This window comes from Arthrobacter sp. SRS-W-1-2016, from assembly GCF_002009585.1.
In the GTDB taxonomy this organism is placed as follows: Bacteria; Actinomycetota; Actinomycetes; order Actinomycetales; family Micrococcaceae; genus Arthrobacter; species Arthrobacter bambusae_A.
Window position 1 is genome coordinate 20,537 of record NZ_MTPV01000046.1, and the last position, 13,239, is coordinate 33,775.

Below are 13,239 nucleotides of genomic sequence, written 5' to 3' on the forward strand. Positions count from 1 at the left end.
TCATAACGACAACAACTGCGAGTCACTTGGGTGGGGGAGGCTACTTGGGTTCCGTGACCGCGAACTCCGCGGGCTTGGAGCCCTTCGGGACGAACAAGGTGTCGGCCTGCTCGAGGGACATGCCGTTGGTTTCGGGCACCTTGAACATGACAAAGAAGAACGACGCCGCGGCGAACAGTGCGTACATGCCGTAAGTCAGCGGCAGCGAACCGGCCGCCATGACGGGGAAGCTCAAAGTGACCGCGAAGTTGGCGATCCACTGGGCTGCAGCGGCCAGGCCCAGCGCGCGGGCACGGATGCGTGAGGGGAAGATCTCTCCCAGGAGCACCCACACCAACGGTCCCCACGAAGCTCCGAAGCTCACCACGAACACGTTGGCTGCCACCAGGGCAACCGGACCCCAGGCTCCGGTCAAGGACACCGAGGATCCCGACCCGGTGGCGGAAGAGAAGGCCAACGCCATGGCACCAAGGGACACGGCCATCCCGATCGAGCCCGCGAGCAGGATGGGCCGCCGGCCGATGCGGTCCACGAGTGCGATGGCCACGAGGGTCACCAGGATGTTGGTGACAGACGTTGCCACCGAGATGGTCAGGGAGTCCTGCTCGTGGAAGCCGACTGCTTTCCACAGGGTGGTGGAGTAGTAGAAGATCACGTTGATGCCGACGAATTGCTGCAGCACGGACAGGATGATGCCGATCCACACCACGGGTTGCAGGCCGAAGGCCTTTCCACGCAGCGAGCCCTTCTTGGTGGAGAGCTCGTCCTCCTTGATCGAGTCGCGGATCTCGCGGATGTGGCGTTCGGTGTCGTCGCCGGGCATCAGGGTGTCGAAGACTTTGCGTGCGGTGTCTTCCTTGCCGTTGAGGACCAGGAAGCGCGGGGACTCAGGCAGCCGGAAGGCGATCACGCCGTATACCGCGGCGGGCACGGCGCAGGCGATGAACATCCAGCGCCACGCCTCAATGCCGAGCCACAACGCATGGTGGGCGCTTCCCGCAGAGGTTGCCAGGACGGCGTCGGACAGCAGGGCCGCGAAAATACCGGTGGTGATCGCCAGCTGCTGCAACGATGCGAGCCGGCCACGGACCCGGCGCGGCGAGATTTCAGAGATGTAGGCCGGCGCGATCACGGAGGCGAGGCCGATGCCGAGGCCGCCCACCAAGCGCCAGAAGACCAAGTCCCAGATGCCGAAAGCCAAGCCCGTCCCGATGGAACTGACCAGGAAGAGAGCGGCGCCCAGCTTCATGGCGGGGATGCGGCCGTAGCGGTCGGCCACCTTGCCCGCGAGATAGGCCCCTGCTGCACAGCCGAGCAACGCGACCGCCACAGCGAGGCCAGTGACGGCCTCGCTCAGCATGAATTCGGCCTTCATCGCATCGACGGCCCCATTGACGACGGAGGAATCGAAGCCGAAGAGGAAACCGCCTACCGCCCCGGCAACGGCCAGGCCGATTACCTTGCGTGGGACGCCGGAGCGGCTGTCGGAGCTGGAATTGGGCATGGCTCTCCCTTGAGGAAAATTAGTGGATTGTGCGGCGCGGTCGTCATCGGCAGCTGAGTCCGACGGGGACGCCGGTGCACTCGCGCTACACAGTGTGGCACGCTCCCAGCGTGACTTCCAGTCAACGCGGCCGGCCACGCAGGAGGTGTCACGCGACGCAGACTTTTGCGCCGCCGTCGGACGCTTGCCTGCGCGAACACCGGAAACGACAACGGCAGGCAGTCCAAAAGACTGCCTGCCGTGACGCGATAAGGAGAGCCTAGTGGGCCGAAACGGACTCTTTCGCAGCCGTCTTCGGATCCGTCAGCTTCTTGTTCGGCAAAGCGAACGTGATGAGGAACGCCAGGCCGGTGAGGGCCGCGGCGGTCAGCATCACGGTGTCGATCGACTGTGCGAAGCCTTCAAGGATGGGGCGCGTGAGCGCCGGGTTGGCATGGTGCAGCCAGCTGGTGTCGTTCAGCGAATCGTTCGTGGCGCCGTTCTTGAAGAAGTCGTACAGCTTCGCGTTGGCCGGATCCGCAGCAACCGCGGGATCCTTGAGCACCTTGAGGTAATCGGCGCTGCCCATGGCGTCCTTCATGCCCGAGGCGATCTTGTCGGCGGCCAGGCTGAAGAGCATCGAGATGAACACGGCGGTTCCCACGGCACCGCCCATGGAACGGAAGAACGCCGCGGTAGACGTGCCCACGCCCATGTCCTTCGACGGCACGGAGACCTGCATGGCCAAGGTGAGCGGCTGCATGCAGAAGCCCAGGCCCATGCCGAAGAAGACGGCGATCAGGCCGGGGACCCAGAGTCCGGTGTCCACGCCGAGGGACAGTCCCATGACGATGGCAGCCGCGGTCAGGATGCCCGTGCCGAGGATCGGGAAGATCCGGAAAACGCCCGACGACGAGATGGTACGGCCCGCTGTAATGGAACCGAAGAGGATGCCCACCGTGAAGGTGATCATCATGAGGCCGGCCTCGGTGGGAGTGAGGACCTTGACCAGCTGGAGGTACATCGGGAGCATCGCGATGGCCCCGAACATGCCGATACCAATGATGAAGTTCAGCAGGGAAGACAAGCCGAACGTGATGTTCCTGAAGAGCCGCAGGGGGATCAGCGCGTAGTCCCCGGCACGACGCTCAACCAGCAGGAACGCGATGATGCCGATGACGCCAAGCCCGTAGCAGATCCACGAGTTGCCGGAGGTCCAGCCCCAGCTGCGGCCTTGTTCGGCCACGAGCAGCAGCGGGACGATGGCCAGCGTGATGGCTCCTGCGCCCCAGTAGTCGATCTTCTGCTTGACGTGCTTCGCGGGAAGGTGCAGGTAGAAGAACACCACGGCCAGTGCGGCCAGGCCGATGGGCAGGTTGATGAAGAAGACCCAGCGCCAGCCGTCGAAGCCAAGGATGTTGGCGGAGCCTGCGAAAGCACCGCCGACCACGGGCCCGAGGACCGAGGAAACGCCGAAGACGGACATGAAGTAGCCCTGGTACTTGGCGCGATCCTTCAGGGCAACGATGTCGCCGATGATGGTCAGCGCGAGGGCGAGCAGACCACCGGCGCCCATGCCCTGGATGCCGCGGGCGATGGCCAGCTCGGTCATGGAGTGCACGGAACCGGCGTACAGGGAGCCCGCGAGGAAGATCAGGATCGCGGCCAGGTAGAGCGGACGGCGGCCGAAGATGTCGCTGAGCTTGCCGTACAGCGGGGTGGTTACCGTGGATGTGATGAGGTAGGCGGTAGTCGCCCACGCCTGCAGGGACAGGCCGTCGAGGTCGTTGGCGATGGTGTAAATGGACGTGGACACGATGGTCTGGTCCAGGGAGGACAGGAACATGCCGAGCATGAGGCCCACCATGACGGTGAGCGTCTGACGGTGTGTCAGGACCTCTCCGGCGGCCCGCACAGGCGTGGCTTTGGACATTGCTTCTCCAAGGGTGGATGAAAAGGGGACTAAGCAGGATAGTTGCTTTCAGTAACTATCCTAATGGCTCCTCTATTCCCTGTCTTACCCGATTGGAGAGAAATATGTCACCGTTCCACGAGAATCCCGTCGGGATCGCAGTAGATCAGGTTGCCGGGTTCGATGTGCACTCCATCAATCAGCAGCGCGATGTCCACTTCGCCGCGGCCCACTTTGGAGCTCTTCTTGGGGTTGCTCCCGAGGGCCTTGACGCCCAACGGCAGCTTCGCGATCGCCACGCGATCGCGGATGGCGCCATTGATCACGACGCCGGACCAGCCGTTCGCGACGGCGCTCTCGGCGATCATGTCCCCCATGAGAGCCGTGCGCAGCGAGCCGTAGCCGTCCACCACCAGCACGGCGCCTTCGCCGGGGGTCGCCAGAACCGCCTTCACCAAGGCATTGTCCTCAAAGCACTTGATGGTGCGGACGGGGCCGTTGAAGTGCGAGACGCCGCCGAGGTCCTGGAACTGCAGTGATATCGACTCAACATCCTCGGCACGCTCGTCGTATAAATCGGCGGTGTTGATGGGGTTCGCTGGGCTGTTCATCGTTGATCCTCCTCGGTCCGTTGGAGTTACCCTAACGTGCGCGGACGTGCCTTGGCGCTAGGCTGAATTCACACGTCCAGACGCCAGGGGAGAATCGTCATGAGCCCGTCCGATCTGCCCGGTTCACTGCCTGAGGGACCGGCGACGGATCCTGCCCTCGTAACTGTTCCGACGGGGTTGCAGGCAGGCCCGACGACGGCGCTCGCCGAGCCCGTGGAGCGCGTCCGATCCCTGTGGGTCACCGGAGTGGTGCTCGTCAATGTGGGCATCAACGCCGCTTTCTTCGGGCCCATCCAGGTGTTGCTCGGACAGCAGGCAATCCATTTTGACGAAGGACAGAAGGAAGCCATCCTTGCGCTTGTCACGGGATGCGGCGCCGCGGTATCGATGGTTGCGAATCCCCTTTTCGGAGCGTTCAGCGATCGCACTACGTCCCGCCTTGGGCGACGCGTTCCGTGGGTACTCTTCGGTGCCATCCTCGGCACCGCAGCCTTGGTGGCCCTGGCGGGCGCTCCCAATGTGGCGGTCATGACCATTCTGTGGTGCCTTGTCCAGGCCGGGTGTAACGGAGCCTATGCGGCTATCACAGCTGCTATTCCGGATCGAGTACCAGTTCCCCAGCGCGGCGCGGTCGGCGGGCTCGCGGCTATGGGGCAGACCGTGGGCATTCTCGCGGGGGCGGTCATTGCTTCCGTGGTTTCCGGGAACTTTGCCCTCGGTTACATCGTGTGCGCTGCCGCGCTGCTGGCCGGGGTCGTGCTCTATCTTTTCAAGAATGGCGACGTACCTCTCGCTCCCGAGGCCAGGCCACCGTTCAAACTGTGGACATTCGTCAAGGGCTTTTGGATCTCACCTGTCAAATACCCGGACTTCGCGTGGGCCTGGTTGACGAGGTTCCTGGTCAATGTCGGCAACCACATGGTCACCTTGTACCTGCTCTTCTTCCTCAAGGATGCCGTGCATATCGAGGAAATGCAGGGGATCAAGCCGGAGTTCGGCGTCCTCATCCTGACAGGCCTGTATGCCCTCATGGTGATCGTCACCAGCGTGGTGGGCGGTGCCATCAGCGACCGCATGGGCAAACGCAAACCGTTGGTCATTGCTTCCTCCGTCGTCATCTCGATAGCTGCGTTGATCCTCGCGTTCGAACCCACGTGGGCAGGGGCCATTGCGGGTGCCGTGGTGCTTGGCGTGGGCTTCGGTGCGTATCTGGCGGTCGACTTCGCCCTCATTACCCAAGTGCTGCCTGCGGCGTTGGACCGGGGCAGGGACCTTGGGGTCATCAACGTGGCCAACTCTTTGCCGCAAGTGATTGCGCCGGCAATTGCCTCCGTTTTCGTTGTGTTCTGGGGTGGCTACGTTTCGCTGTACGTGGCCGCAGCTGTCGTCGGTCTGCTGGGTGCCGTATTCGTTGTGAAGATCAAGGGCGTGGCGTAGCCTCCGGGAATCGGTTCTCAGGGAACTGACAACTTGCTGCCGTATCATTGTCAGGACGCGCTCGGTCTATGGGGGGCCGCGCAATCCCCCCGAACGAAGCCCAAACCAACAGAACGCCGGAAATGTCCGAACCGAACTCCTTGGAACCGTATTCGCTGGATCTGGCCGCGGGGTTGCCCCAAATGGCGGCTGCTCCCACCACGCCGAGACAGCTATTGCGCTACGCCCGGATACTGAAGACTGCTGCGGGATTCGCCCAGCGCCAGTTCGATACTGTGAGCCTTTCTGACGTATCCACCAGGGCCCACGTTCCGCTTGGGACGCTCTACCGATACTTTCCGTCCACGGTTCACCTGATGCTTGCGGTCTACCGGCAGCAGCTGCGGGAACTCAACGACTCCAAGCCGGCGTCTTCGAGGTGCAGCCAGCAGGAACTCGCGGGTCTCGGGATGGAGATTTTCCACATGCGGGTCATGCAGCCCGCCGTCGAACATTGCTTGTCCCGCACGTGGGATACCCGCGATGGTGACATCCCCGTGCTCTTGCGGGATATCGAAGCGCTCTCCGCCGAGATGGTGGCTGCTGCGATCGGTGACGCTGGGAGGGCCCGGATTCTGCTCCACGTCGTCAGTGGTCTGGTCCAGTCCGTCAACTGCCGCCGGATCTCACTTTTCGACGCGGAGAAGGACCTCAAGAACGCCTGCAAGCTGATCGCGGACGCGTAGTTTTTCGAGGAACCCACGTAATTGGTCTAGACCACTACGACCAAAAGTATGAGTTTATGGCTGGATGTATCTAGTCTTCCTATCAAGCCCCTGTCTACGAAGACAGGAGCCAAGCGGCTAGCAGCCCATATCCGCAGGAGCTTCACAGCACGGACCAGCCACCCTTGGTCCGGCACCGAAGCCTCTATACCTGCCCGAATTGTGCCGTGGGTTCACGGCTAGCCTGAGGAGACAACGACGTGTCCGTCGAGACCATCACCCCTGAACAGAATCTGACTGCCCTGGCGCTGAGCGAAGAGGAAATCTTCGCCGCCCACGAAGGCGGCAAGCTCTCCGTTTCCAGCACCGTGCCGCTCTTGAACAAGCGGGATCTTTCCATTGCGTACACCCCCGGCGTCGCCGAGGTGAGCCGCGCGATCCACGCCAACCCTGAGCTTGCACGGACGCACACATGGGCCGAGCGCCTCGTGGTGGTCGTTAGCGACGGCACCGCCGTCCTGGGCCTGGGCGACATCGGGCCAAGCGCCTCCCTCCCGGTCATGGAAGGGAAATCGGCGCTGTTCAAGGCCTTCGGCGATCTCGACTCCATCCCCTTGGTCCTCAACACCACCAACGTGGACGAAATCATCGAGACCCTGGTCCGCCTGCGTCCCAGCTTCGGCGCCGTCAACCTCGAAGACATCTCCGCGCCCCGCTGCTTCGAACTCGAAGAGCGCCTCATCGAAGCCCTCGACTGCCCCGTCATGCACGATGACCAGCACGGCACCGCCGTCGTGGTTCTCGCAGCATTGACGAATGCCGCAAAGGTGACCGGCCGCGAACTTGAGGGACTGAAAGTTGTGGTGTCCGGTGCGGGCGCCGCGGGCATCGCCGTCTCCGAGATCCTGCTGACCGCTGGCGTCAAGGACGTCGTCCTTCTGGATTCCAAGGGCGTGATCAACGCGGAGCGCGCGGACCTCGTGGCCGACTCGGGCAGCGTCAAGGCCCGCTTCGCCCGGCGGACCAACCCCCGCGGCCTTTCCGGTGGACCCGCAGAGGCTCTTCAGGGCGCCGACGTGTTCATCGGCGTTTCCTCGTCCAAGCTGGCCGAGGAACACTTGAAGCTCATGAACCAGGATTCGATCGTGTTCGCGCTGTCCAACCCGGACCCCGAAGTCCTGCCGGAGGTCGCCGTCAAGTACGCGGCCGTCGTGGCCACTGGCCGCAGCGACTTCCCGAACCAGATCAACAACGTCCTGGCCTTCCCCGGAATTTTCCGCGGAGCCTTGGACGCCGGGGCACGTCGGATCACCCCGGCCATGAAGATCGCCGCGGCCCGCGCGATCGCCGCCCTGGCCGAGGAAGAACTCTCCGCCGATTACATCGTGCCCAGCCCGCTGGACCCCCGCGTCGCTCCTGCGGTCACGGCGGCGGTTGCCGCGGCGGCTGAATAGCGCGCGCGCAATACCCGAAGAGCCGACGACGGCGACGCTTCCGTGCTGGGAAGCGTCGCCGTCGTTTTTTGTTCCGAAGTGCGGGATATGTGAGCGAGCGTTGGGGATTTTGGTGGGATATGTGAGCGAGCGTTGGGGATTTTGGCGGGATAAGTGAGCGAGGGTTGGTTCCGACGAACGCTCGCTCACCTTTGGGGCCGTTTGAACAAACGCTCGCTCACCTCTCGCGTTGGCTCCGAGGATGAATCCGCTGGCTTCCGGGTGGAGATCGGACGCTGGAGGGCAGAATCGGCGCTCCCGTGTCCTTGGCCGTGGATAGGGTGGCTGACATGGAACAGACACTGAAGGTTGCACGGCATTGGGGCGCCCCCGCGGCGGCCGTCATTTTCTTCACGCTGTGGTGCGTGGGCGAGGCGGGGAGGATGGGGCCGTGGCCGGGGCTGAACTATTGGCCCGGCACCTGGATGCTCGTTCTGATGACCTTGGCTATAGCTACAGCGGTGTGGAAACCCTATGTGTCACTCGGGCTGACCGCCATACTTTTGCTCGGTCAATTGATCCATTTCATCCGTGCGCCTTGGCCCAATCATTGGGCAATCTACATCGGTTCGTACATTGCGTTGGCGTTCATTCTGTGGACCGGATCCCGCAGGCAGCGGTCGATCGCAGGAGTAGCCAACCTCGTGTTCACAGCCGTCATAACCTTTTTGATGTTGTCGTGGCGCTACGGGCAGGGCGTTGGTTGGTTCAGGCCACTGTATTCGGGAGACCGGGGCGCCCTGAGTTACTACGGCGCGCAGCTCTTCTCCACCCTGATCCTGATCGCCGCCGGCTGTGCGGCCGTCGGGATCGCATTGCGCCTTTACGAAGAACGCGGAAGTCTCTTCAAAGCCCGGAACCTCGTCCAGGCGAACCTCAAGGAGACCGAGGTCGAGCTGGTCGTGGAGCAGGAGCGCACGCGGATCGCCCGGGACCTCCACGACGTCTTGGCGCACTCGCTCGCAGTGATCGCCGCGCAAGCTGACGGCACCCGCTATCTCAGCCAGGACCAGCCCAAGGCCGTGCTCGACGCCTTGGAGAACATCGCGGTATCCGCCCGCCATGCCCTTGTGGACGCCCAACGGGTCATTGAGGGAGTGCGCGACGACGGTCTGGTGGCCCCGCAGCCCCGGCTCACCGACGTCGGGCCTCTCGTGGAGCGGATGCGTCAGGGGAGCCTCAAGGTCCAGCAGAGCGAAACCGGAATTCCCGTGGACCTTGGCGCGGGCCAGCAACTCGCAGTATTCCGGATTGTGCAGGAATGCCTCACGAACGCCCTCAAGCACGGCGGACGCGGCACAGCAGTGCGCCTTCATTTTGACTGGAGCGGCCCGGGGCTGACCATGCACGTCGCTTCGGAATTGCCGGCGTCCGTTTCGGTTGGGGGGACGGACGACGGCGATGCTGCCGAACGTGTGGGGCGCGGGATCCCCGGAATGCGCGAGCGTGCGCACCTCGCCGGCGGCTGGCTCAGTTCCGGGCCCGACGGCGAGCAGTTCCGTGTGACGGTCTTCATTCCTTATGGCTCGCGGCCGGCGGCGCTCCTTCCGGAAAATGAAGCGGACGAAGATGTCTCGTCCGCCAAGGGGCCGGAGCAGGAGCCGGCGCTGGCCCTCGAGGGTGCGTCGCCGTCGTCGGGCCCTGAGTGGGAAAGCGTCGGACGTGGCTGAAATACCCATCACGGTTGCCTTGGTGGACGACCAACCACTATTCCGTTCCGGTATCCGCATGCTGGTGCAGAGCCAATCGGACATGGACATGGCTTGGGAGGCCGACGACGGCGAGCAAGCCGTAGCCCTCGCGGCCAAGCAGCGGCCGGACGTCATGCTGATGGACCTTCGGATGCCCGTGCTGGACGGAGTCGAGGCCACGCGGCGCATCACGGGGGAGGCCGATGCTGCCGGCGTGGACAAGCCAAAGATCATCGCGCTGACCACGTTCAACAGGGACCAAGCCGTGGTTGACGCAGTGCAGGCGGGTGCGAGCGGCTACCTGCTCAAGAGCGCCGAGCCGGAATTCCTGTTGGCCGCTATCCGGACCGTCTATTCGGGCTACTCGGTGATCGCGCCTGGTTCGGTTCACGAGCTCTTCCAGCACGCAGCGAGGACAGTGCCGGTCGCCGGCCCGGACCTCACCGTGATGGACGAGCTGTCTCCACGCGAGCGGGATGTGTTCCTGCTGGCGGCCAAAGGCTTGGGGAACGCCGAGATGGCGCAGAGCCTGTTTGTCTCCGAGGCCACCGTGAAATCCCACCTGCGCAGTGTCCTCAGCAAGCTCGGGCTGCGCACCAGGCTTCAGCTCGTGGCGTTCGCCTACGAACGCAGGCTCCTCGGGTAGGCACGTGGGAACGGTCAGGCCCCGGGTGCAAAGGCGGCGGCCGCCCGGAAGGAACGGTCGCCGTCGTGCAACTGCAGAGTGCTGCAGAGTCAGGGTGCGCTACATGGCGCGGCCCTTCGACTCCTCTCTTACATCGCGTCCAAGCCACACGCCAAGGGCAACCATGACAACACCGAGAACCAGGTGCAGCCAGTCGTCCGCGGCGTTCATGGGCACGAAGTCAGCGCTCATGTTCGACAAAGTGATGAGGCCGTAGATCCACAGGACGAGGTAGATTGCGCCGCCACCGATGAGGTAACCACGCGCCATCCTTCCAGTCCTCGCGAAGTACAGGCCTGCCGCGCCGAATAGCAGGTGGACAATGTTATGCAGGATGGATACTTGGAAAACTCCAAGAAGCATGGCGCCCGAGTCATGTCCTGCGAAGGTCATGGCGCCGTAATTGCTGGTGATGCCCGGGATAAATCCCAGGACGCCAACAGCCAGGAAAACCCAGCCCAAACCGAGTGCTGTGTTGTGGAGCGTCAGCCCCATTGCGTGGTGCTGCGCGGGGTGTGAAGCAGTAGTCATAGCTCCTCCCGATCACGATACTAATCCGGCCCTTCAAATGGAGGGCCGCATCGCGGCAAGGAGTCGGAACCCTGCCGACGTGGATATCTTACTCCCGAAAACCCCGGAAATAGAGGGCAAAGGTCGGGACAAGCGCAGCTAGCATGGTTCTGTGATGCCCAATTCTGCGACGCTTTATCCTGCGATGGCAGGGCAACCGTGAGTGAGCCATCGGCTCCCGGAGTCCGCGGAGCGATTTTCGGCGACACCAGGGACATCACGCCGTTCCGGAACGGACATGTCCGCACATCCGTAGGTGGATTGGCTGAGGGCTTGAGCGGAGCGATTTGGGGCGTCCTGAAAGGAAAGGCCGCAGGCCGGATCGACGTGGCCGGGGATGTTCCGAGGCTCAAACGGCTGGCCGGCAAGACCGCCAAATCGGTGTACGACGCGGTCTTCACCAGCACGGAACCGGACCGCCTCCTCACCCTGGCGCGCAGCTACCCCGGCTGGGCTGGCCTCTGCTATGTGATGGCCGGACTGCTTGTGTACCAACACGGCGGATATCTCCGGGCGTCCGAGCTTCTGCAGCGGGGCTTGTCCATACGGATCGACGACGCCGCCAGCCAGTTCTCCTCAAGCTACCTCCGCAGGGTGGTCACGCGGATCGAGGTAGCGGAACGGATTGACGTTCCGGTCCTGTTCAGCGAGGAATCCGTGTTCCTTGCGCTCTCGCATTGCTTCCGGGAGACGGGCCAGACGGCAGAGGCCCTGGACATCCTGGCCAGCTTGCCGCCGTCGTTGCCCTCTGCTTTGGCCCGCTGCACCGCAGCGGCGGCGCTCGACCGGCACGCCGACGTCGTTGCCTGGACTGAGGGGCTCCGCAACACGGACGACCTCTCGGCGGCGCTGCTGCTGATACGTGCGCAGTCGCTCAGGGTATTGGGGGAGCGGGAGGAGGCGCAGGCTGCTCTCGTGGAGGTGCTCCGGAGGAAGAAGACAAGCCTCGCCTTGCGCAATGACGCGCTCACGGACCGGGCCTTGTCGAGGCTTGAGGCCAGGCGGCGGCCCAACCCGCGGCTTCCCGTTCCAAGGGTGGTTGTGCGTCGGAAACAAGGCAAGCCGGAAGGGGCCGAACTGGACGCCGTCGATGGGATCCGCAGGGACATCGAGGTGCGCCGAATGTGGAACAAGGACTTCGGCGAACCGGACGACTAAGGCCGGCCCCGCGTCACCCGAGCAGCGGAAGTAGCTGTTCGCCCAACAGAACAGCCCCGAGCCCCATCATGATGATGCCGCTGCTCAGCGTCACCACGCGTGCGGCGGAAGGCCGGGACTGAAGCAGCTTTCGTGAAGTCAGCGCCACTGCTGTGTAAATGGCTCCCGCCAACAACACGAACGTGAGGCCCAGCACGCCTGACTGCACCGCCACCGGCAAGGGCGTCTCGGGGCTCACGAATTGCGGCACCAGCGCGAGGAAGAACAGCAGCCCTTTGGGGTTGATGCCGCTTGTGCCCATGCCTTGCAGGAAGGTGCGCAACTGGTTTCGCGACTGCCCGACGGCGTCATCCGCACTGAAGCTTGCGCCGCGCCACGAGCGCACGGTGCTCACGCCGAGCCAGAGCAAATAGGCTGCGCCCGCGATCGTCAGCCAGCCAAGAAGCCCCGGAACCCCCGTCAGGAGGGCCGCGAGTCCGGCCACCAGGAGGGCCGTGTGTAGCACGTAGCCGCTACACAGGCCGGCCACGGCGGGGAGGAAGCTGCGCTGCCGCAGGCCTGCGGCAATCGAATACGCCCAATCGACGCCAGGGGTGCACGCCAGGGTGACGGCGACAATGACGAAGGCGAGGAAAAGGTGCGGATTCATGGTGGCTCCTGGCTGGTGGTTACACCATGAACTTTATGGAAAATCGGCCCATAAGTGTTCCCATCTTTAGCCAGACTTGCCGGTATCTAGGTAAGATATTTGCGTGATTGATGGAATAGATAGAACTATTTTGCGCCACCTCAAAGAGGATGGCCGAATGACTGCCACCGCGCTCGCCGCCAAGGTGGGATTGACGGTGGCGCCGTGCCATCGCAGGCTGCGGGATCTTGAGGCGTCGGGCGTGATCCGGGGGTACAGGGCAGACATCGATCCGGGTGCGATTGGCTTGGGTTTCGAAGCGATAGTCTTCGTGACCCTGCGTCAGGCTGACCGCGCCACGATGTCGGAGTTCGAAGACCGTGTGGCGGCCATTCCGAACATCGTCGAAGCCCAGCGGCTCTTCGGCTCGCCGGATTACCTCCTGCGCGTGATCGCAGCCGATCTTCCGGCCTACCAGCGCTTCTACGACGACCAGCTCTCGGCACTTCCCGCCGTCGAGCGCCTCAATTCGACGTTGGTGATGAAGAACTTGAAGTCGAACGCGGGACCGCCGGTCTGAGTTCGGTTAAATGTCGTAGCCTCCTGGCAGAGTGCTTCCATGGAAGCGATCGGATACTTCGACAAGCGGCGGGGCCTTGCGTCCCGCGGGCTGTCCCGTCATTCCCGTCTTCCGCATCTTTCCGGAGTCCCGGGCGGGCTGGCGTTGGTGGATCCTCCCGGCCCGGGCGGCCCGGGCGGCCGGGGCGGCCGGCAGGCCGTGTTGGACGGGGCCGTGGCGGCGCTGAGGTCGCTGGCGGAGAAAGCGGCCGACGACGTCGGAGGCCCGGGTTTCCAGGAGGCTGTCGC

12 protein-coding genes and 1 pseudogene are annotated in these 13,239 nt (G+C 63.7%); 8 read left to right on the top strand and 5 right to left on the bottom strand.

Annotated features, from left to right (window positions below; translation table 11 throughout):
- Nucleotides 1-40: 40 nt before the first annotated feature.
- The 3 genes from BMF89_RS11660 to rraA form a co-directional block, all read right to left on the bottom strand.
- On the bottom strand, nucleotides 41-1,504 hold the full coding sequence (locus BMF89_RS11660; protein WP_078107271.1) for a sugar porter family MFS transporter: 1,464 nt from the start codon (nucleotides 1,502-1,504) through the stop codon (nucleotides 41-43).
- A gap of 259 nt (nucleotides 1,505-1,763) precedes the next feature.
- The gene (locus BMF89_RS11665; RefSeq protein ID WP_078107272.1) at nucleotides 1,764-3,416 is read right to left on the bottom strand and encodes an MDR family MFS transporter; all 1,653 of its coding nucleotides are present in this window, start codon (nucleotides 3,414-3,416) and stop codon (nucleotides 1,764-1,766) included.
- A gap of 107 nt (nucleotides 3,417-3,523) precedes the next feature.
- Entirely contained in the window at nucleotides 3,524-4,006 is a 483-nt protein-coding gene (rraA, locus tag BMF89_RS11670; RefSeq protein ID WP_078107273.1) for a ribonuclease E activity regulator RraA, read from the bottom strand.
- Between the two features lie 99 nt (nucleotides 4,007-4,105).
- Between rraA and BMF89_RS11675 the strand changes: the two genes are divergently transcribed.
- The 5 genes from BMF89_RS11675 (at nucleotide 4,106) to BMF89_RS11695 (ending at nucleotide 9,977) form a co-directional block, all read left to right on the top strand.
- The gene (locus BMF89_RS11675) at nucleotides 4,106-5,443 is read left to right on the top strand and encodes an MFS transporter (RefSeq protein ID WP_078107274.1); all 1,338 of its coding nucleotides are present in this window, start codon (nucleotides 4,106-4,108) and stop codon (nucleotides 5,441-5,443) included.
- Nucleotides 5,444-5,565: 122 nt separating this feature from the next.
- On the top strand, nucleotides 5,566-6,168 hold the full coding sequence (locus BMF89_RS11680) for a TetR/AcrR family transcriptional regulator (protein ID WP_078107275.1): 603 nt from the start codon (nucleotides 5,566-5,568) through the stop codon (nucleotides 6,166-6,168).
- Nucleotides 6,169-6,407: 239 nt separating this feature from the next.
- On the top strand, nucleotides 6,408-7,601 hold the full coding sequence (locus BMF89_RS11685; RefSeq protein ID WP_078107276.1) for an NADP-dependent malic enzyme: 1,194 nt from the start codon (nucleotides 6,408-6,410) through the stop codon (nucleotides 7,599-7,601).
- Nucleotides 7,602-7,930: 329 nt separating this feature from the next.
- A complete protein-coding gene (locus BMF89_RS11690; RefSeq protein WP_139359633.1) occupies nucleotides 7,931-9,310 on the top strand; it encodes a histidine kinase in 1,380 nt (459 codons plus the stop codon).
- On the top strand, nucleotides 9,303-9,977 hold the full coding sequence (locus tag BMF89_RS11695; protein ID WP_253190795.1) for a response regulator transcription factor: 675 nt from the start codon (nucleotides 9,303-9,305) through the stop codon (nucleotides 9,975-9,977). Before BMF89_RS11690 ends, BMF89_RS11695 begins: the two co-directional genes overlap by 8 nt.
- 99 nt (nucleotides 9,978-10,076) lie before the next feature.
- On the opposite strand, the gene BMF89_RS11700 is transcribed toward BMF89_RS11695, so the two are convergent.
- Entirely contained in the window at nucleotides 10,077-10,547 is a 471-nt protein-coding gene (locus tag BMF89_RS11700) for a DUF4383 domain-containing protein (RefSeq protein ID WP_078107278.1), read from the bottom strand.
- Nucleotides 10,548-10,745: 198 nt separating this feature from the next.
- On the opposite strand from BMF89_RS11700, the gene BMF89_RS11705 reads away from it, so the two are divergent.
- On the top strand, nucleotides 10,746-11,744 hold the full coding sequence (locus tag BMF89_RS11705) for a hypothetical protein (RefSeq protein WP_253190796.1): 999 nt from the start codon (nucleotides 10,746-10,748) through the stop codon (nucleotides 11,742-11,744).
- Between the two features lie 13 nt (nucleotides 11,745-11,757).
- Here BMF89_RS11705 and BMF89_RS11710 read toward each other — a convergent pair whose 3' ends face one another.
- Complete coding sequence (locus BMF89_RS11710; protein ID WP_078107279.1) at nucleotides 11,758-12,393, bottom strand: LysE family translocator; 636 nt, start codon at nucleotides 12,391-12,393, stop codon at nucleotides 11,758-11,760.
- 103 nt (nucleotides 12,394-12,496) lie between these two features.
- Here BMF89_RS11710 and BMF89_RS11715 point away from each other — a divergent pair, with 103 nt between their 5' ends.
- On the top strand, nucleotides 12,497-12,952 hold the full coding sequence (locus BMF89_RS11715; protein WP_078107280.1) for an Lrp/AsnC family transcriptional regulator: 456 nt from the start codon (nucleotides 12,497-12,499) through the stop codon (nucleotides 12,950-12,952).
- Nucleotides 12,953-12,991: 39 nt separating this feature from the next.
- Nucleotides 12,992-13,239 (top strand): annotated as a pseudogene (locus tag BMF89_RS11720) (hypothetical protein); the annotation flags it as partial.